The sequence below is a fragment of the Ruegeria spongiae genome (assembly GCF_023502395.1).
Taxonomy (GTDB): Bacteria; Pseudomonadota; Alphaproteobacteria; order Rhodobacterales; family Rhodobacteraceae; genus Ruegeria_C; species Ruegeria_C spongiae.
Map to the genome: position 1 here is coordinate 1 of NZ_JAMFMB010000027.1, position 16,873 is coordinate 16,873.

General features: G+C 61.5%; 19 protein-coding genes and 2 tRNA genes. 9 read left to right on the top strand and 12 right to left on the bottom strand.

Annotation, left to right across the window (positions count from 1 at the left end):
- The first annotated feature begins 103 nt into the window (after nucleotides 1–103).
- The 3 genes from M3P21_RS17615 to M3P21_RS17625 all read left to right on the top strand — a co-directional run bounded on the left by M3P21_RS17615 (nucleotide 104) and on the right by M3P21_RS17625 (nucleotide 1,835).
- Complete coding sequence (locus tag M3P21_RS17615; protein WP_249712062.1) at nucleotides 104–550, top strand: YHS domain-containing (seleno)protein; 447 nt, start codon at nucleotides 104–106, stop codon at nucleotides 548–550.
- A 200-nt stretch (nucleotides 551–750) separates the two neighbouring features.
- Nucleotides 751–1,221: a CoA-binding protein gene (locus tag M3P21_RS17620; RefSeq protein ID WP_249712064.1), complete on the top strand. Its 471-nt coding sequence runs from the start codon at nucleotides 751–753 to the stop codon at nucleotides 1,219–1,221.
- Nucleotides 1,222–1,472: 251 nt separating this feature from the next.
- A complete protein-coding gene (locus M3P21_RS17625; RefSeq protein ID WP_249712066.1) occupies nucleotides 1,473–1,835 on the top strand; it encodes a hypothetical protein in 363 nt (120 codons plus the stop codon).
- Nucleotides 1,836–2,000: 165 nt separating this feature from the next.
- Here the strand turns inward: M3P21_RS17625 and M3P21_RS17630 are convergent, their stop codons facing one another.
- The 3 genes from M3P21_RS17630 to hisF all read right to left on the bottom strand — a co-directional run bounded on the left by M3P21_RS17630 (nucleotide 2,001) and on the right by hisF (nucleotide 3,712).
- On the bottom strand, nucleotides 2,001–2,573 hold the full coding sequence (locus M3P21_RS17630; RefSeq protein WP_249712069.1) for a hypothetical protein: 573 nt from the start codon (nucleotides 2,571–2,573) through the stop codon (nucleotides 2,001–2,003).
- Between the two features lie 63 nt (nucleotides 2,574–2,636).
- Nucleotides 2,637–2,954 (bottom strand): phosphoribosyl-ATP diphosphatase, encoded by a 318-nt coding sequence (locus M3P21_RS17635; RefSeq protein WP_249712071.1) that lies wholly within the window; start codon nucleotides 2,952–2,954, stop codon nucleotides 2,637–2,639.
- A complete protein-coding gene (gene hisF / locus M3P21_RS17640) occupies nucleotides 2,951–3,712 on the bottom strand; it encodes an imidazole glycerol phosphate synthase subunit HisF (RefSeq protein WP_249712073.1) in 762 nt (253 codons plus the stop codon). Before hisF ends, M3P21_RS17635 begins: the two co-directional genes overlap by 4 nt.
- A 171-nt stretch (nucleotides 3,713–3,883) precedes the next feature.
- Here hisF and M3P21_RS17645 point away from each other — a divergent pair, with 171 nt between their 5' ends.
- From M3P21_RS17645 to M3P21_RS17655, 3 genes are all read left to right on the top strand, one after another.
- Nucleotides 3,884–4,276, top strand: a complete 393-nt coding sequence (locus M3P21_RS17645; RefSeq protein ID WP_249712075.1) for a DUF302 domain-containing protein — start codon at nucleotides 3,884–3,886, stop codon at nucleotides 4,274–4,276.
- A 93-nt stretch (nucleotides 4,277–4,369) separates the two neighbouring features.
- Nucleotides 4,370–4,759, top strand: a complete 390-nt coding sequence (locus tag M3P21_RS17650; RefSeq protein ID WP_249712077.1) for a hypothetical protein — start codon at nucleotides 4,370–4,372, stop codon at nucleotides 4,757–4,759.
- A gap of 144 nt (nucleotides 4,760–4,903) precedes the next feature.
- The gene (locus M3P21_RS17655; RefSeq protein WP_249712079.1) at nucleotides 4,904–5,275 is read left to right on the top strand and encodes a hypothetical protein; all 372 of its coding nucleotides are present in this window, start codon (nucleotides 4,904–4,906) and stop codon (nucleotides 5,273–5,275) included.
- A 13-nt stretch (nucleotides 5,276–5,288) separates the two neighbouring features.
- On the opposite strand, the gene hisA is transcribed toward M3P21_RS17655, so the two are convergent.
- Nucleotides 5,289–6,011: a 1-(5-phosphoribosyl)-5-[(5-phosphoribosylamino)methylideneamino]imidazole-4-carboxamide isomerase gene (gene hisA / locus M3P21_RS17660; RefSeq protein WP_249712082.1), complete on the bottom strand. Its 723-nt coding sequence runs from the start codon at nucleotides 6,009–6,011 to the stop codon at nucleotides 5,289–5,291.
- Between the two features lie 135 nt (nucleotides 6,012–6,146).
- Here hisA and M3P21_RS17665 point away from each other — a divergent pair, with 135 nt between their 5' ends.
- Nucleotides 6,147–6,545 (top strand): DUF2147 domain-containing protein, encoded by a 399-nt coding sequence (locus tag M3P21_RS17665; protein WP_249712084.1) that lies wholly within the window; start codon nucleotides 6,147–6,149, stop codon nucleotides 6,543–6,545.
- Nucleotides 6,546–6,561: 16 nt separating this feature from the next.
- Here the strand turns inward: M3P21_RS17665 and hisH are convergent, their stop codons facing one another.
- From hisH to hisB, 3 genes are all read right to left on the bottom strand, one after another.
- The gene (gene hisH / locus M3P21_RS17670) at nucleotides 6,562–7,200 is read right to left on the bottom strand and encodes an imidazole glycerol phosphate synthase subunit HisH (protein ID WP_249712086.1); all 639 of its coding nucleotides are present in this window, start codon (nucleotides 7,198–7,200) and stop codon (nucleotides 6,562–6,564) included.
- A 69-nt stretch (nucleotides 7,201–7,269) separates the two neighbouring features.
- A complete protein-coding gene (locus M3P21_RS17675) occupies nucleotides 7,270–7,752 on the bottom strand; it encodes a GFA family protein (RefSeq protein ID WP_249712088.1) in 483 nt (160 codons plus the stop codon).
- A 53-nt stretch (nucleotides 7,753–7,805) separates the two neighbouring features.
- The gene (hisB, locus tag M3P21_RS17680; protein ID WP_249712089.1) at nucleotides 7,806–8,393 is read right to left on the bottom strand and encodes an imidazoleglycerol-phosphate dehydratase HisB; all 588 of its coding nucleotides are present in this window, start codon (nucleotides 8,391–8,393) and stop codon (nucleotides 7,806–7,808) included.
- 172 nt (nucleotides 8,394–8,565) lie between these two features.
- Between hisB and M3P21_RS17685 the strand changes: the two genes are divergently transcribed.
- Nucleotides 8,566–8,805: an Lrp/AsnC family transcriptional regulator gene (locus M3P21_RS17685; RefSeq protein ID WP_249712090.1), complete on the top strand. Its 240-nt coding sequence runs from the start codon at nucleotides 8,566–8,568 to the stop codon at nucleotides 8,803–8,805.
- Nucleotides 8,806–8,854: 49 nt separating this feature from the next.
- On the opposite strand, the gene M3P21_RS17690 is transcribed toward M3P21_RS17685, so the two are convergent.
- The 5 genes from M3P21_RS17690 to M3P21_RS17710 all read right to left on the bottom strand — a co-directional run bounded on the left by M3P21_RS17690 (nucleotide 8,855) and on the right by M3P21_RS17710 (nucleotide 14,316).
- Nucleotides 8,855–8,929: transfer RNA gene (locus M3P21_RS17690), tRNA-Gly, on the bottom strand.
- 32 nt (nucleotides 8,930–8,961) lie between these two features.
- Nucleotides 8,962–9,036 (bottom strand) — tRNA-Gly (locus M3P21_RS17695).
- Nucleotides 9,037–9,136: 100 nt separating this feature from the next.
- Nucleotides 9,137–9,520 carry an MAPEG family protein gene (locus M3P21_RS17700; RefSeq protein ID WP_249712092.1) on the bottom strand — a complete coding sequence of 128 codons (384 nt, stop codon included), beginning with the start codon at nucleotides 9,518–9,520 and terminating at the stop codon, nucleotides 9,137–9,139.
- Between the two features lie 69 nt (nucleotides 9,521–9,589).
- Nucleotides 9,590–13,027 carry a pyruvate carboxylase gene (locus tag M3P21_RS17705; protein ID WP_249712094.1) on the bottom strand — a complete coding sequence of 1,146 codons (3,438 nt, stop codon included), beginning with the start codon at nucleotides 13,025–13,027 and terminating at the stop codon, nucleotides 9,590–9,592.
- A gap of 128 nt (nucleotides 13,028–13,155) precedes the next feature.
- Nucleotides 13,156–14,316 (bottom strand): alpha-hydroxy acid oxidase, encoded by a 1,161-nt coding sequence (locus M3P21_RS17710; RefSeq protein WP_249712096.1) that lies wholly within the window; start codon nucleotides 14,314–14,316, stop codon nucleotides 13,156–13,158.
- Nucleotides 14,317–14,447: 131 nt separating this feature from the next.
- Here M3P21_RS17710 and M3P21_RS17715 point away from each other — a divergent pair, with 131 nt between their 5' ends.
- Nucleotides 14,448–16,787: an ATP-dependent helicase gene (locus M3P21_RS17715; RefSeq protein WP_249712097.1), complete on the top strand. Its 2,340-nt coding sequence runs from the start codon at nucleotides 14,448–14,450 to the stop codon at nucleotides 16,785–16,787.
- Nucleotides 16,788–16,873: the final 86 nt, after the last annotated feature.

Below are 16,873 nucleotides of genomic sequence, written 5' to 3' on the forward strand. Positions count from 1 at the left end.
AACGCAGGGCTGAACACATCCCCATCACAACCCCGTCACCGGGCTTTCAAAATTGCGGCGCAGCGGGCATTTTGGGCCTATCGCAACCATGAAACACGCCAGAATGCCGACCAGACGAAACATCCTTGCCGGATTGGGGGCCATTGCACTTGCTCCTGCCGCACGCGCCGCATCACCGATGATCTTCTCGCAAGGGGGCGCGGCGATCTCGGGCTTCGACACGGTGTCCTATTTCGCCGATGGCGGCCCGCTTGCGGGGCGCGCCGATAACGCGCTGATGTGGAAAGGTGCGGTCTGGCGTTTTGCCAGCGATGCCAATCGCGAGGCGTTTGAGGCCAATCCCCGCGCCTACGCGCCGCAATTCGGTGGCTATTGCGCCTATGCCGTCGCGCAGGGGGGGCTGAGCACGACCGATCCGAACGTCTGGCATATCGTCAAGGACAAGCTCTACCTGATCCATTCGCAGAGCGTGGATCAGGCCTGGATGCGCGACCCGCAGGCCTATATCGAACGGGCCGAAGCAAACTGGCCCGAGGTTCTTTACGGCTGATCGGCGGAATTCCGCTGGAACTGTCGCGCAGCTTCACGAAAATGGCATCGACCTCTTTTATTTGGGCGCGCAGCGCATACTTCTTTCAGTGACCGCGGACAGGAACTTCCGCGTGTCATTTCACTGTCCCTCGTTCCATACCTTGCGCCCAGGATCTCCTGGGCGCTTTTTTCTTTGGAACAAGCGGTTAGAGTGCGCAAATGACCAGCTATGACGACTCATATCTCAGGGCCATCCTGCAGCGCACACAGGTGATCGCAGTGGTGGGCGTGTCGATGAACCCTGTGCGGCCCAGCTATTATGTGGCGCGGTATCTGGGGCTGAAAGGGTATCGCGTGATCCCCGTCAACCCCGGACATGCGGGCAAGGAGCTGTTTGGTGAGACCGTCCGCGCCGGGCTGTCCGAGATTTCCGAGCCGGTCGACATGGTCGACATCTTCCGCCGGTCCGAAACAGTGCCGCCGATCGTTGACGAGGCGATCGAGGTTTTTCCCAATTTGCGCACCATCTGGATGCAGATCGGTGTCCAGAATGCCGACACCGCCGCCCGCGCCCAGGCGCGGGGCATCGACGTGATCCAGAACCGCTGCCCCAAGATCGAATATCAGCGCCTGTTCGGCGAGCTTCGCATGGGTGGATTTGCCACCGGGATCATCTCGTCGAGGCTCTGATCTGGTGACGCGCTCTGCAGGCTGTTTTCGAATGATCGGCATTGATGCCATGCGTGGATGGCTGCAGTCCGGTTCCCTCTGGTTCGGGTTATGGGCGCAATTCCAACAATTTTGACGCCGCGTATCAACGGTGGGAACGTAAGTCTGCGTTGACAAAATCGGCCTCGGCCCGTTCTGGTCATGCCGAACATGACGCGACTGGCACACGGAACACAAGGCGCTCTGTGCCCTGGTAATCTTAGGAGTGATCCATGAACTCAAAATTCACCATGCAAGTTTTCGGCATCTATATGGTTGTTGTTGCAGGTCTTGGCCTGATGCTTATGCCTTTCTTTCTGCTTGGGCTCTTTGGTCTATCGGCGGGCGATGGCGTGTGGATCCGCATGGTAGGCATGCTGGCCTCGATCATCGGCGGTTACTATCTGCTGGCAGCACGGGCGGACGCGAAGCAGCTATATGGCTGGAGCGTCTGGATGCGCCTTTATGCCGGTGCCTTCATGATCGTGCTGTTCGTTGCTGGCATGCTGGGTGCGGGTATTCTGCTTTTTGCAGCGATCGATATCTGCGCAGCTCTTTGGACCCGGTCCTGTCTGCGCAAGGAACAGGCGGCCTGATCGCGAGACCGCCAGCACGGTTGCAGCCGATCTGATCGGTCACGCCAAACCGTGAGGACCAAAAAACACATGGTCTGACCCGCGCTGCCGGGTCAAACCACATGGCGAGGACACCGGTGCATGATCGCCAGTCCGGCCCTTCATTCAGCCCAGAAATCGGAAACCTTAACTGCCGGGCGCGCGTTTGGCGTCGCGACGGCGGCGGCGTTCTTCCAGCACTTGCAGGCGTGGCTGCCAGTCATAGCGGGTATCCTCGCGGGTCAGCGCCCAGTGCAGGTCGCCAGCCTCGCGCCAGGGATCGAGGACGATGCCGTCCTGCAGGGCATCGCCGCTCTTGCTGATGATGGCGGTGCTGTGATCGACCACGAAAGCATTGCGCGGCTCGGCGATCGCGCGGTGCATGGTCAGCGTCCGGAAGTTCTCCTGCTTGAGCCGCGCCTCGATATCCTCGGCCCATTGATAGCACAGGCCGCGTTCCTTGATGCCGGAATTGACCTTGGCATTGTGGACCAGCGGCGGGTCGGTGATGTCATATTCCTGCGCCAGCTTCGCGGAATAGTCATAGGCGATGCTGGCGGCGCGCTGCGCCTCTTCGGGATCGACCTCGGGTCCCAGCGACTGGATTTCCTGCGCCAGCTTGGCGACATCACCGCGATCGACGACAATCGGCTGATGCGCACAAGCGCTGATCAGGGCGAGGGCAAACAGGGCCAGAACGGATTTGAGCAGTCGAGTCATGAAGGCATCCCAAGAGAATCAGCTTTTGTCCGCTTCCTGCCGCGTTCCGCCCCCGAGCGCAATTCAATCACCGGGTCGGGCGGCTTTTTCGGCAAGACCGCTCATATGCTGACGACGCGCCAACTCCTCCAGCACGGCCTGCAGCGGTACATCCCGCGCAGCCAGCATGACCAGCAGGTGATAAAGCACATCCGCCGCTTCCGAGGTCAACCCGTCGCGGTCGCCCTTGACCGCTTCGATGATGGCCTCAACCGCCTCTTCGCCAAATTTCTCGGCGCATTTCTCGGGCCCTTTGGCCAGCAGCTTGGCGGTCCAGCTACCGTCGGGATCGGCGGTTTTGCGGGCCTCGATTGTGGCGGCCAGATCGTGCAGGATACTCATGTCAGCCTCATCGGGATGCCCGCAGCAGCCATATGGTCCTTGGCCTCGCGGATGGTGTATTCGCCGAAATGGAAGATCGACGCCGCCAGAACAGCGCTGGCCCGGCCCTCGGTCACACCTTCGACCAGATGGTCCAGATTGCCCACACCGCCCGAGGCGATCACCGGCACGTCGACCGCATCGCTTATCGCGCGGGTCAGCGGCAGGTTGAAGCCCGATTTGGTGCCGTCGCGATCCATCGAGGTCAGCAGGATTTCGCCCGCGCCTTTCCCGACAACAGCACGGGCAAAGTCCACCGCGTCGATGCCGGTGGGCTTGCGCCCGCCATGGGTAAAGATCTCCCATTTGCCGGGCGAGACGGTCTTGGCGTCGATGGCGCAGACGATGCATTGGCTGCCGAACTGGTCGGCGGCCTCGGCGATCACGTCCGGATTGGCCACGGCAGCCGAGTTGAAACTGACCTTGTCGGCCCCGGCCAGCAGCAGCGCGCGCACGTCCTCGCGGGTGCGCACACCGCCGCCCACGGTCAGCGGCACAAAGCACTGTTCTGCGGTGCGCCGGACCACATCGAACATGGTGCCCCGGTTTTCGTGCGTGGCGTGGATGTCGAGGAAACAGATCTCGTCCGCGCCCGCCGCGTCATAGGCCTTGGCCGATTCCACCGGATCGCCCGCATCGCGCAGCCCGACGAAGTTGACGCCCTTGACCACACGGCCATCGGCGACGTCCAGACAGGGAATGATACGTGTTTTCAGCATGAGACACCTTTTGCTGCGGCACTCCTAGCGGCAAAGCTCCGCCGATGCCAGACTTGTGATTGTAACACCGGTCTAAGCAGTGGAAATTGAACGGGAAGTCATGGAGGGAAAGACATCATGCGTGGTCTGTTTTTGGCAGCATTATTCACTATGGGAAGCACGGTAACGGCAATGGCTGACGACATTATCAAGGTGAAGACCGACAAGTCGGTGGCAGAGGCGCTGGATGCGCTCGAGGCGGCGGTGGGCAATGCGGGCGCGACGGTGTTTGCCCGCATCGACCATGCCGCAGGGGCTGAAAAAGTCGGCACGCCGATCCCGGCCAATCAGGTGCTGATCTTCGGTAATCCGAAGCTGGGCACGCCCGCGATGCAGATCGACCCGCTGGCCGGTCTGTTCCTGCCGCTCAAGGTGCAGGCCTATGAGGACGCGGAAGGGCAGGTCTGGCTGACCTATGAAGACCCGAAAGAGACCATGGACGAACTTGACGAAGTCGAAAAGTCGCCGGTGATCGGCAAGATGCAGGGCGCGCTCAAGAAGCTGACCGAAGCCGCGGCGCAGTAACCGTCGGACATCTGGCGCAAGCGGGCAGGGGCGGGGCGTTTGGTCGTCCCGCCCTTCTGCGCTATGATGGGCCGTCACACGGAGGCTCGCTTCATGTTTAGCCGCCAATATGCCTTGCCTGCAGCTTTTGCGCTTTGTCTGGCCGCACCAGCGGGCGCAGATGAGATCATGAGTGCCGAGGACTTGCTGGCCACCATCCCCGGCGCGGTACTTACCGGGATATCCAACGAGGACGGCGCAACACCTTGGGTCCAGACCTATGGTCGGGACGGCCAGGCCAAAGGCGTGTTTGGCGCGCGGGACTACAGTTCGAGCTGGGCGGTTCGCCGCGATTTGTGGTGCGAGGATTGGGGAAGCGGGTCAGGCTGCTGGCGTCTGGAACGGGTCGATGAGAACACGATCCAACCCTATCACGGTGATCGGAAGCTGCAGAATGTCTGGACCATACAGCGGCACTCGGACACCCAGCCTGCCAATGGTTAGGTGCGCTGCACAAGCACGAATGCCGCAATTCCTCGCGAGTTGATATTTCGCCGAGGTCAGCGCGTCTGGCACCGCCCTTTGTCCAAAATCCGATTTTGCGCTATATTCCGAAGCTTAATGTACTTTTTGAGGGAAAGTTATACGATGTTTGCATTTAAACCAGTGCTGCTTGCCAGCGCTATGATTGTGGCCGCAGCAAGTGCCGCGCAAGCGCAGGCGTTCATGACGCAGAAAGAAATTCTTGCGACCATTCCGGGTTCGACGGCCTATGGCATTGCCAATTCGGATGGCAAGACCCAATGGGCTCAGGCCTATGGAAAAGGTCGGAAAAAAGGCAAGATCGCGGGCAATTTTGGCGGTGATGCTTACGAAGCCAAGTGGTTTGTAGACGGGAATCAATGGTGCGAAGACTGGGGTAGTGGTAGCGGTTGTTTTCAGTTTGTCCGGATCAGCGAAAAAGAGCTGCAACCATACAAGAATGGGCAAAAACAAAAACACATCTGGAAACTAAAATAGGCCGGGATTCGGCTCAGTCTTTCAGGGCGATCAAAGCCTCTTGCAGGTCAATCGCACCATCGTACAGCGCGCGGCCCGAGATGGCACCATTCAGATCTGCGCCACAATCGCGCAAGGCGATGAGGTCGGCGATGGACGACACCCCGCCCGAGGCGATCACCGGGATCGATATCGCCCGGGCCAGCGCGGCGGTGGCCTCGACATTGGGGCCTTGCATGGCACCATCGCGGTTTATGTCGGTGTAGATGATCGCGGCTACGCCCGCGTCCTCGAATTGCCGCGCCAGATCGGTGACATCGACATCGGTTTCCTCGGCCCAGCCCTTGGTGGCCACCATGCCGTTGCGGGCGTCGATGCCCACGGCCACCTTGCCGGGAAAGGCACGCGCGGCCTCGCGCACCAGATCGGGATCTTCCACCGCAACCGTGCCCAGGATGACGCGGGCCAACCCCTTGTCCAGCCAGCGCTCGATCGTGGCCATGTCGCGGATGCCGCCACCCAATTGCGCGGGCACGTCGCAGTCCTTCAGGATCGCCTCGACCGGTGCGGCGTTGACCGGTTCACCGGCAAAGGCCCCGTTCAGGTCGACCAGATGCAGCCACTGGCATCCAGCCTCGACAAAGGCGCGCGCCTGGGCCGCGGGGTCGTCGTTGAACACGGTCGCGGCCTCCATCTCGCCGCGCAAAAGCCGCACGGCCTGGCCGTCCTTGAGGTCGATGGCGGGATAGAGGATCATGGGATGAGCGGCCTTCTGCTGATTTCGCCGGGGATATGGCACAGGAGGCGCGGGGGATGCAACGCGACCCTACGTCCTGCTTGCCTGAATCGCCCAATTGCTCACAGTGGCCGCATCCAACAGGAGGAGAACAACATGAAAACGAAAATTCTGACCGCCCTGGCGCTGGTGGGTTTCGCGGCAACGGCCCATGCCGACCCGGTGGATGGCATCTGGAAGACCGGAACCGGTGATGACGGCGGTTACCTGCATGTGTCCATCGCACCCTGCGGCAGTGCCATCTGCGGCACCATCGACAATGCGTTCCAAGCTTCTGGAAATGAAGAGCCGAACTATGCGCATGACGGCAAGCAGATGATCTGGGACATGGTGCCCGAAGGCAGCGGCAACTATAGCGGCGGCAAGATCTGGGACCCGGAGGCAGACAAGACCTACAAGTCCAAGATGAGCCTCAAGGGCAACACGCTGACCGTCAAGGGCTGTGTTGCAGGCGGGCTGGTCTGCAAAGGTCAGGACTGGACCCGCGTTCAGTGATCTTTTCGGCGCCCCGTCAGGGGCGCCAGTTCAGGAAGTTCCCGATCAGTCGCAGACCGGTGGACTGGCTCTTTTCCGGATGGAACTGCATGCCGATCATCGTGTCGCGCCCGATCACGGCGGTCACCTCGCCACCATAGTCGACATGGGCCAGCCGCTCTGCCGAATTTTTGACGCGGACCTGGTAGGAATGCACGAAATAGGTGTGATCGCCGGTGTCGATGCCGGCAAAGACCGGGTGATCATTGTCGATCACCAGATCGTTCCAGCCCATATGCGGCACTTTCAGCGCGCGATCTTCGGGCTCGATTTTCACCACATCCCCTGACACCCAGCCAAGGCCTGCGGTTTCTTGATATTCGTGGCCGGTGGCGGCCATCAGCTGCATGCCGACGCAGATGCCCAGAAAGGGCCGTCCGCGCTGTTCGACCGCCTCGACCATCGCGTCGTGGATACCCTTGTGCCCGCGCAGCTCAGCCGCACAGGCCGGAAAGGCGCCGTCTCCGGGCAGCACCAGACGGTCTGCCCGCGCAACAATATCCGCATCCGAGGTCACCACGACCTCGCCCGCATCCAGCTCGCGCGCCATGCGTTGAAACGCCTTTTCGGCGGAATGCAGATTGCCCGACTCGTAGTCGATTATGGCTGTCAGCAAGGCTTGGCTCCGTATCGTCAGTTTGCTTTCGGTGCTGAGTATCGCAAGCCCCGCACGCTGCCAAGCCGTTCACCTGACATGTAACACGTCGTCGAAGACATGAGGCTCCAGCGGCGTGCCATCGGCTGTCGCGGCATGTTCGGCATAGGTTTTGAAGCCAGCAGGTACAAGCGTGCCGCGTGTGGCGCAGTCCAGAAAGATGAACTTGCTGTTTTCCGGGGTGAAATCGAACCAGCCCGGGTCATCGAATGCCCCGGCATAGACACCCAGCCGATCTGGCCAGCGCTCGAACGTTAAATGGGTTTTGGTGGCACAGGTCTGGCAGAAATGTACATGTACTACCTTGCCGCTGCCTTCCGAGACATGATCGTAGCGGGCAGGCTCTCCCTGGAACATGGCAAAGGATTTGAGGTCAAAAATCGGCTCAACGATCCCTTGTGTCCCGGTCGCGCGCTGGCAGAACCGGCAGAAACAGGCAGTGACCCAAAGTGGCCGCGCGGAAACCGAGAAGCGCAGATCGCCGCACAGGCATCCGCCGGATTGATGGGTCATGAGATCCTCGCGTCATCACATTCAGATGACGCGAAGGTAGCACGGTTTCGAAATTACAGCGTGCCTTTGGTCGACGGCACCGCATCGGCCTTGCGCGGGTCGGTCTCGACCGCCAAGCGCAGAGCGCGCGCCACCGCCTTGAACGCGGCCTCGGCGATGTGGTGGCTGTTCAGCCCGTGCAACTGATCCACATGCAGCGTGATGCCGCCTTGGGTGCTGAAGGCCTGAAAAAACTCACGCACCAGTTCACTGTCGAACGTGCCGATCTTTGCCGTCGGCAGGTCGACATTCCAGACAAGGAAAGGCCGGGCCGACAGATCGAGTGCGCAGCGCACCTGTGCATCATCCATCGGCAGGTGGCATTCGCCATAGCGGCGGATGCCGGTCTTGTCGCCCAGGGCCGCGGCCAGCGCCTGACCCAGCGCGATACCAGTATCCTCGACCGTGTGGTGGTCATCGATATGGGTGTCGCCCTTGGCCCGGATCGTCATGTCGATCAGTGAATGGCGCGACAATTGATCCAGCATGTGATCAAAGAACCCCACGCCGGTCTCGATGTCGTACCGACCGGTCCCGTCGAGGTCGATTTCGACGGAAATCTCGGTTTCCGCGGTCTTGCGGCTGATCGTGGCGCGGCGCATGGCGAAATCCCTTTTGTTTCGGGGGTGCTTATAGGACCGCTCGCGCGGGGATTACCAGCCCGGCCATCACCTGCGCGGCGAAGTGTTGCGCCGAAACAGGGGCCGAAACAGGGGATTGCACGGCGGCATCACCCGTGACAGCCTGCACCCGGATCAATCGGAAGGCTCCGGCATGTCAACTTGTGTGTTCATCCAGATACGCTGCAAACCCGGCACCACCTACAGTGTGGCCGAAGAGATCGCACTGCGCGAAATCCATTCCGAACTGTTCTCGACCAGCGGCGAATATGACCTGATGATGAAACTCTATATTCCCCAAGGCCAGGATGTCGGCAAGTTCATCAACGAACACCTGCTTGATATCGACGGGATCGAGCGGTCTCTGACCACCATTACCTTCAACGCGTTCTGAAACACTGGCGACGCCATCAGGGCGAAGCAATTCCGATGTGCGTTTGAGTTGGAGCGGGCGAGGCGATTCGAACGCCCGACCCTAACCTTGGCAAGGTTATGCTCTACCCCTGAGCTACGCCCGCATCCGTTTGGCCTATCGGCCTGGGGTCTCAACTGGAGCGGGCGAGGCGATTCGAACGCCCGACCCTAACCTTGGCAAGGTTATGCTCTACCCCTGAGCTACGCCCGCCCGGTTGAGTGAGGAGGGAGATATAAAGTCCCGTCTGTCCCTGCAAGGGGAAAATGGTCGGTGCGGAAACTTTTTGCCGCTTCGCGGCGTGGGCGTTTGCTTACAGGGCCAGCCCGAGGTTCGACAGCGCCGCCAGCAGGATCACCGCAAAGGTCATCAACATGCCGGTCTGGCGCAGGATCAGGATCGGATCGGCCCGTCCGAACCCGTAGGCGTGCAGAATACGACCAACAAGCAGGGTCAGCCCCAGCAGATGCAGGTACCAATGCGCCGCGCCCTGCCATTCGGCCATCACCAGCAGCAACAGGGCAAACGGCGCGTATTCGGCGCAATTGGCATGGGCGCGCATCGCCCTGAGCAGGTCTTTGTCGCCGCCATCACCCATCGCGACCAGCTTGCTTCGCCGCCGCATGATCACCCGGGCGCTGAGCACCACAAAGAGAAGCGCGATAAGGGATGCGTAAATCGGTGTGACGGAAATCATCTGCTCTGCCCCGGTTTGTCCAATCGGACCCGGCGCCACTGGGCGCAGGGTCCGTAAGCAGATAGCATGTTATTCCAGTTCGACCAGCAGGTCTTTTGCGTCGATCTGACCGCCGGGCTGGACATGCAGCGCGGTGACCACCGCGTCGCGCTCGGCGTGGATGCCGGTCTCCATCTTCATCGCCTCGATGGTCAGCAGCAGGTCGCCTTCGCTGACCTTCTGGCCCGATTGCACCGCAACGCTGGCCACCACACCGGGCATCGGTGCACCGACATGGTTGGCGTTGCCGGGTTCGGCCTTGGGCCGTTGTACGGTTGTGGATTTGACCAGACGGTTCGGCACCCGGATCACGCGCGGCTGGCCGTTGAGTTCGAAGAACACCTTGACCTCGCCTTTCTCATCCGTTTCGCTGACCGCCTGACAGCGGATTTCCAGTGTCTTGCCCGGATCGATCTCGGCACTGATCTCTTCGCCCGGTTCCATGCCGTAAAAGAAGGTGCGTGTGGGCAGAGAGCGGACCGGGCCATACGAGCGGTGGCGGCCCATATAATCCATGAAGACCTTGGGATACATGAGATATCCGTTCAGATCCTCGTTATCGACGGCCTTGCCCTCAAGCTCTGCGCTGACTTTGGTGCGCGTTTCTTCCAGATCGACCGGCGGCACGTCCTTGCCCGGGCGCTCGGTATTGGGTTGCTCGCCTTTCAGGACCTTGGACAGGATCGCGTCAGGGAACCCACCCGGAGGCTGGCCCAGATTGCCGCGCATCATGTCGATCACCGAATCGGGGAAGGACACCTCGGTATCGGGATCTTCGACATCGGTTCGGCTCAGCCCCTGGCTGACCATCATCAGGGCCATGTCACCCACGACCTTGGACGAGGGCGTCACCTTGACGATATCGCCGAACATGCGGTTCACGTCGGAATACATCTGCGCCACCTGATGCCAGCGTTCCTCCAGCCCCATCGAGCGCGCCTGCGCCTTGAGGTTGGTGAACTGACCACCGGGCATCTCGTGCAGATAAACCTCGGAGGCCGGGGCCTGCAGCCCGCTCTCGAAGGCGGCATATTGCCCGCGCACCGCTTCGAAATAGTCGCTGATCTCGCGGATCGCCTTCACGTCCAGCCCGGTGTCGCGGTCGGTATGGCGCAGCGCCTCGACCACGGTGCCCAGCGTCGCCTGGCTGGTGTTGCCGGAAAACGCATCCATGGCGCAATCCACCGCGTCCACCCCCGCTTCCGAAGCGGCCAGAATGGTCGCGCTGGCGATGCCTGCGGTGTCATGGGTGTGGAAGTGGATTGGCAGGCCGACCTCTTCTTTCAGCGCCTTGATCAGCACCCGTGCGGCGGCGGGTTTCAGAAGGCCAGCCATGTCTTTCAGACCCAGAACATGCGCGCCTGCGTCGCGCAGCGCCTGACCCATAGCAACATAGTATTTCAGATCGTATTTGGCGCGATCCGGGTCGAGGATATCGCCGGTGTAGCAAACAGTGCCTTCGCAAATCTTGCCATTCTCGACCACCGCATCCATGGCGACGCGCATGTTCTCGACCCAGTTTAGGCTGTCGAAGACGCGGAAGACGTCGATATTCTTGGCCGCTTCACGCACGAATTCCTGCACCACATTGTCGGGATAGTTGGTGTAACCCACACCGTTCGCTCCGCGCAGCAGCATCTGGGTCATCAGGTTTGGCATCGCCTCGCGCAGATCGCGCAACCGTTGCCACGGGCATTCCTGCAAGAAGCGATAGGCCACATCAAAGGTCGCGCCACCCCAGCATTCAACCGAGAAGAGCTGCGGCAGGTTGGCCGCATAGGTCGGGGCCACCTTGATCATGTCGATCGAGCGCATCCGGGTCGCCAGCAGCGACTGATGCCCGTCACGCATGGTGGTGTCGGTGATCAAAAGCTGGCGCTGCGCCTTCATCCAGTCGGCCACCGCCTGCGGGCCCTTCTGTTCCAGCAGGTTGCGGGTGCCCATCATCGGCTCGGCCTTTTTTGCGGGCGGCACGGCGGGCTTCAGATCGGCGCGCGGTTCGGGCCGGTCCTTGGTCTCGGGATGGCCGTTCACCGTGATGTCGGCGATATAGGTCAGCACCTTGGTGCCCCGGTCGCGGCGTTGTTTGAAGCTGAACAGCTCGGGCGTCTCGTCGATGAATTTGGTGGTGTATTCATTGCCGAGGAACGTGGGGTGTTTCAGCAGATTCTCGACAAAGGCGATATTGGTGCTGACACCCCGAATCCGGAATTCCCGCAAGGCGCGGTCCATCCGCGCGATCGCCTTTTCCGGCGTTTGGGCCGAGGCGGTGATCTTGGTCAGCAGCGAATCGTAGTAGCGCGTGATCACGCCGCCCGCATAGGCCGTGCCGCCATCCAGACGGATGCCCATACCGGTGGCCGAGCGGTAGGCGGTGATGCGGCCATAGTCGGGGATGAAGTTGTTCAGCGGGTCTTCGGTGGTGATCCGCGTCTGCAGCGCGTGGCCGGTCAGGTGCACATCGCCCTGGCTGGCTTTGCCGGTGGCCTCGGCGATGGTCTTGCCCTCGGCGATCAGGATTTGCGACTGCACGATGTCAATGCCGGTCACCTCTTCGGTGACGGTATGTTCCACCTGCACGCGGGGGTTCACCTCGATGAAGTAGAACTTGCCGTCGTTCATATCCATCAGGAATTCGACCGTGCCGGCGCATTCATAATTCACATGCTTGCAGATCTTGTAGCCCAACTCGCAGATCTCGGCGCGCTGTTCTTCACTGAGATAGGGGGCAGGGGCGCGTTCGACCACTTTCTGGTTGCGGCGCTGGACCGAGCAATCCCGCTCGAACAGGTGATACATGCCGCCATGCTTGTCACCGAGGATCTGCACCTCGACATGGCGGGCGCGGGTGATCATCTTTTCCAGATAGCCCTCGCCATTGCCAAAGGCGGCCTCGGCCTCGCGGCGGCCTTCCAGAACCTTCTCTTCCAACTCGTCCTCGGCCAGAATCGGCCGCATCCCGCGCCCGCCACCGCCCCAGGAGGCCTTCAGCATCAAGGGATAGCCGACTTCACCCGCCTCAGCGCGGATCGCGTCCATGTCATCGCCCAGCACCTCGGTCGCCGGGATCACCGGTACACCCGCCTCGACGGCGACGCGCCGGGCGCTGGCCTTGTCGCCGAGCGCGCGCATGGTTTCCGCCTTGGGCCCGATGAAGGTGATGCCGTTCTTGGTGCAGGCGTCCACGAAATCGGGGTTCTCGGACAGAAGGCCATAACCGGGATGGATCGCATCCGCGCCACATTCCTTGGCCACGCGAATGATCTCGTCAATCGAGAGATACGCCGCGACCGGCCCCATGCCTTCGCCAATCCGATAGGCTTCATCCGCCTTGAAGCGGTGCAGGCCCAGCTTGTCCTCCTCGGCATAAACGGCGACGGTTTTCTTGCCCATTTCGTTGGCGGCGCGCATCACGCGGATGGCAATTTCGCCCCGGTTGGCAATGAGGATTTTCTTGAAGTCAGTCATTGGAGGTCCCGCATCAGTATCGGTTGGCCGTCTTTTAGAGGTGTCGTAGCGTCAAGTATATTGGGAGTTCTGGGTAGAAACGGCATTTTGTCGTCGGCAAGCGGCCTGAATTCCGCCATCAGGCTGAATCACGGCGGTGCGATCGGGCGCAAGGGCAGGGGCGCGGGCAAATCGCTTGGCGATCTGGCCCCCAATTGCCCCAAATTCGCTTCCATATCGCGCCTGAGAATGTCGATCACGTGATCGGGGCCATTGGCACCCAAGGCGGCGATGCCATAGTGAAAGGCGCGGGCAAGCATCACGAAATCCGCGCCGCTTGCAAGGGCGCGCAAGATGTCCAGCCCGCCCTCGACACCGCTGTCGAAGATGAGCGGCAGCGATGTCGCGGCGCGGATCGTCGGCAAAATCTCCACCGCACCCGGCGCGCCGTCGAACTGTCGCCCGCCATGGGTCGACACCCAAAGCGCATCAACACCCGCCCGCTCCAGCGGTTCCGCGTCCTCGGCCCGCAGCACGCCCTTGACGATGAATGGTCCGTCCCAATGGTCGCGCAACCATTGTACATAATCCATATCCGGCGAGGCCCGCAGCAGATATCCGATATGCGCGGTCGGGGGCAGGTTTTGCTGCCTTGAAATGTACCGGTCCAAAGTGCGCATACGCGGCGTGCCCCCGCGCGCCATGGCCATGGCCCAGGCTGGTCGCTGCGCGACCTGCGCCAGCAGCCGCGGCGTCAGGCGGGGCGGGTGGGTCAGGCCGGATCGGGTCTGCCTCTCGCGGCGCGAGGCCACCGGCACATCCACTGTCAGCACCAGGGCCGGGAACCCCGCCTCTCTGACCCGGTTCAACAGATCCAGCCGGATCTCGGGATCTTTTGGAGGGTAAAGCTGAAACCACGCCGCGGGCCCGATATGGGGGGCCATGTCTTCGGGGCTTTGGCTGGCGACGGTGGACAGCACATAGGGCAGGCCCGCCTGCGCGGCACTTTTTGCCAGCATCTGTTCTGCCCCCTGCCAGACCAGGCCGGACATGCCGACAGGGGCGATGCCGAAGGGCAGGGGATAGTCGCGATCCAGAAACCGGGTGGTCAGATCGAAATCCATCGGCCCTTTCAGAATATGCGGCAGAAAGCCGATCTGATCCAGCGCCTGACGGTCTCGGGCCTTGCCGCATTCAGTCCCGGTGCCGCTGTCGAGATACTCCCAGACGAATTTCGGCAGGCGCCGTTGCGCCTTTTTCTTCAGATCAGCAATGCCGGGATAGGTGCTGTGCAAATCCATGCGCGGCATTTACGCTGCGTCGCGGCGAAAAGTCCAGACTTATCCTGTCAGGAGATAGCTGCTATGCAAAGCGGTTGGTTTCTGGGAACATAGCGCGAACGTCTCTTTAACTTTTTTCCGGATCGCGATAGGGTCGGCGCATGAGCAGTTTCGACGAAATGGACGCCTTCGAGGGTGCCTCGCTATCGGCCCGTGCCATGGGTGCGCGCCCGACGCCGTATCTTGATGATTTGAACCCGGCGCAGCGTGACGCGGTCGAATTGCTGGACGGTCCGGTGCTGATGCTGGCGGGCGCGGGCACCGGCAAGACCAAGGCGCTGACCACCCGGATCGTGCATCTGCTGAATACCGGAGCCGCCCGTCCCAACGAGATTCTGGCGGTGACCTTCACCAACAAGGCCGCCCGCGAAATGAAACAGCGGGTGGGGCGCATGCTGGGCCAACCCGCCGAAGGGATGCCTTGGCTGGGCACTTTCCACGCCATCTGCGTGAAGCTGCTGCGCCGCCATGGCGAACTGGTGAACCTGAAATCGAACTTCACCATCCTCGACACTGATGACCAGCTGCGCCTGCTCAAGCAGTTGGTGCGGGCCGCCAATATCGACGACAAACGCTGGCCCGCGCGGATGCTGGCGGGCATCATCGACGACTGGAAGAACCGCGCACTCACGCCCGACAAGGTGCCCGCCGCCGATGCCGGGGCCTATAACCACAAGGGTGTGGAGCTATACGCGCAATACCAGACCCGCCTGCGCGAGCTGAATGCGGTCGATTTCGGCGATCTGCTCTTGCATATGGTCACCATCTTCCAGACCCATGAGGATGTACTGCAGCAATACCAACGCTGGTTCCGCTATATCCTCGTGGATGAATATCAGGACACCAATGTCGCGCAATATATGTGGCTGCGTCTGCTGGCCGGTGCACATAAGAACATCTGCTGCGTGGGCGATGATGATCAGTCGATCTATGGCTGGCGCGGGGCTGAGGTTGGCAACATCCTGCGGTTTGAAAAGGACTTTCCCGGCGCGCATGTGGTGCGGCTGGAGCAGAACTACCGCTCGACCCCGCATATTCTGGCGGCTGCTTCGAACGTCATTCGCGGCAATCAGGGGCGGCTGGGCAAAGAACTGTGGACCGAGGCCGCCGAGGGCGAAAAGCTCCGCCTGATCGGCCATTGGGACGGCGAGGAAGAAGCGCGCTGGATCGGCGAGGAGATCGACGCGATGCAGGGTGGCACCCGGGGCGTGCGGCCGATGAACCTGGATGAAATGGCCATCCTTGTCCGTGCCTCCCACCAGATGCGCGCCTTCGAGGATCGGTTCCTGACCATTGGCTTGCCCTACCGCGTGATCGGCGGGCCACGGTTTTACGAGCGGATGGAGATCCGCGATGCCATGGCCTATTTCCGGCTGGTGGTCAGCCCCGAGGATGATCTGGCCTTCGAGCGGATCGTGAACACCCCCAAACGCGGCCTTGGCGACAAGGCGCAGCAGACCATCCAGATGACCGCACGTGCAAATGGCGTGTCGCTGGTCGAAGGCGCGCGGCTTGCGGTCGAGCAGGGCGCGATCAAGGGCAAGGGCGGCGGCGCGCTGCGCGAACTGGTCGAAGGGCTGGCGCGCTGGGGCCGGATGGCGGGCGACAAGGACCTGACCCATATGGAACTGGCCGAGATCGTGCTGGACGAATCCGGATACACCGCGCACTGGCAGAACGAAAAGACGCCCGAGGCGCCGGGTCGGCTGGAAAACCTCAAGGAACTGATCAAGGCGCTGGAAGGGTTCGAGAACCTGCAAGGCTTCCTCGAACATGTCAGCCTGATCATGGATAATGAGCAAAACGATGGCGGGGCCAAGGTCTCGATCATGACGCTGCATGCCGCCAAGGGCTTGGAATTTCCTGCCGTGTTCCTGCCGGGATGGGAGGACGGGCTGTTCCCCTCCCAGCGCAGCATGGACGAATCGGGGATCAAGGGGCTGGAGGAGGAACGGCGGCTGGCCTATGTGGGCATCACCCGCGCCGAAGAGGTCTGCACGATCTCGTTTGCCGCCAATCGCCGGGTTTTCGGCCAGTGGCAGAATTCGATGCCGTCGCGGTTCATCGACGAATTGCCCGAGGATCATGTCGAGGTGCTGACGCCTCCGGGTCTTTATGGCGGCTCGGGCGGCGGGTTCAGCGCGCAGGGGATCGAGACCCGCGCGGCTGAGGCCAATGTCTATAACTCACCGGGTTGGAAACGCCTGCAGGCACGGCAGGGTCAATACGGCATGGCGCAACCGAAAGAGAGCCGCAATACGGTGATCGACATGGATGCGGTGGCCAGCTTCACCCTGGGCGAGCGCGTGTTCCACCAGAAATTCGGCTATGGCGCGGTGATCGGTATCGAGGGCGACAAGGTCGAGGTTGAGTTCGAGAAGGCCGGGTTGAAGAAAGTTGTCGCCCGCTTCCTGAACGCCAGCGACGACGTGCCCTTCTGAGGCACCCGGGCCACCTCACTCCCCCAGAAAAAGGAAAACGGCGACACCAGGGAGGAGAGGGTGCCGCCGTTCTCATGCAGCATCTG

Coding starts and splice junctions, on each gene's coding strand:
- M3P21_RS17655 (WP_249712079.1), top strand. CDS start 4,904: ATGTTTGCATTTAAACCAGTGCTGCTTGCCAGCGCTATGATTGTGGCC.
- M3P21_RS17630 (WP_249712069.1), bottom strand. CDS start 2,573: ATGACTCGACTGCTCAAATCCGTTCTGGCCCTGTTTGCCCTCGCCCTG.
- M3P21_RS17635 (WP_249712071.1), bottom strand. CDS start 2,954: ATGAGTATCCTGCACGATCTGGCCGCCACAATCGAGGCCCGCAAAACC.
- M3P21_RS17675 (WP_249712088.1), bottom strand. CDS start 7,752: ATGACCCATCAATCCGGCGGATGCCTGTGCGGCGATCTGCGCTTCTCG.
- M3P21_RS17615 (WP_249712062.1), top strand. CDS start 104: ATGCCGACCAGACGAAACATCCTTGCCGGATTGGGGGCCATTGCACTT.
- M3P21_RS17620 (WP_249712064.1), top strand. CDS start 751: ATGACCAGCTATGACGACTCATATCTCAGGGCCATCCTGCAGCGCACA.
- M3P21_RS17710 (WP_249712096.1), bottom strand. CDS start 14,316: ATGCCGCGCATGGATTTGCACAGCACCTATCCCGGCATTGCTGATCTG.
- M3P21_RS17685 (WP_249712090.1), top strand. CDS start 8,566: ATGTCAACTTGTGTGTTCATCCAGATACGCTGCAAACCCGGCACCACC.
- M3P21_RS17700 (WP_249712092.1), bottom strand. CDS start 9,520: ATGATTTCCGTCACACCGATTTACGCATCCCTTATCGCGCTTCTCTTT.
- M3P21_RS17665 (WP_249712084.1), top strand. CDS start 6,147: ATGAAAACGAAAATTCTGACCGCCCTGGCGCTGGTGGGTTTCGCGGCA.
- hisA (WP_249712082.1), bottom strand. CDS start 6,011: ATGATCCTCTATCCCGCCATCGACCTCAAGGACGGCCAGGCCGTGCGG.
- M3P21_RS17705 (WP_249712094.1), bottom strand. CDS start 13,027: ATGACTGACTTCAAGAAAATCCTCATTGCCAACCGGGGCGAAATTGCC.
- M3P21_RS17625 (WP_249712066.1), top strand. CDS start 1,473: ATGAACTCAAAATTCACCATGCAAGTTTTCGGCATCTATATGGTTGTT.
- M3P21_RS17650 (WP_249712077.1), top strand. CDS start 4,370: ATGTTTAGCCGCCAATATGCCTTGCCTGCAGCTTTTGCGCTTTGTCTG.
- M3P21_RS17715 (WP_249712097.1), top strand. CDS start 14,448: ATGAGCAGTTTCGACGAAATGGACGCCTTCGAGGGTGCCTCGCTATCG.
- hisF (WP_249712073.1), bottom strand. CDS start 3,712: ATGCTGAAAACACGTATCATTCCCTGTCTGGACGTCGCCGATGGCCGT.
- hisB (WP_249712089.1), bottom strand. CDS start 8,393: ATGCGCCGCGCCACGATCAGCCGCAAGACCGCGGAAACCGAGATTTCC.
- M3P21_RS17645 (WP_249712075.1), top strand. CDS start 3,884: ATGGCTGACGACATTATCAAGGTGAAGACCGACAAGTCGGTGGCAGAG.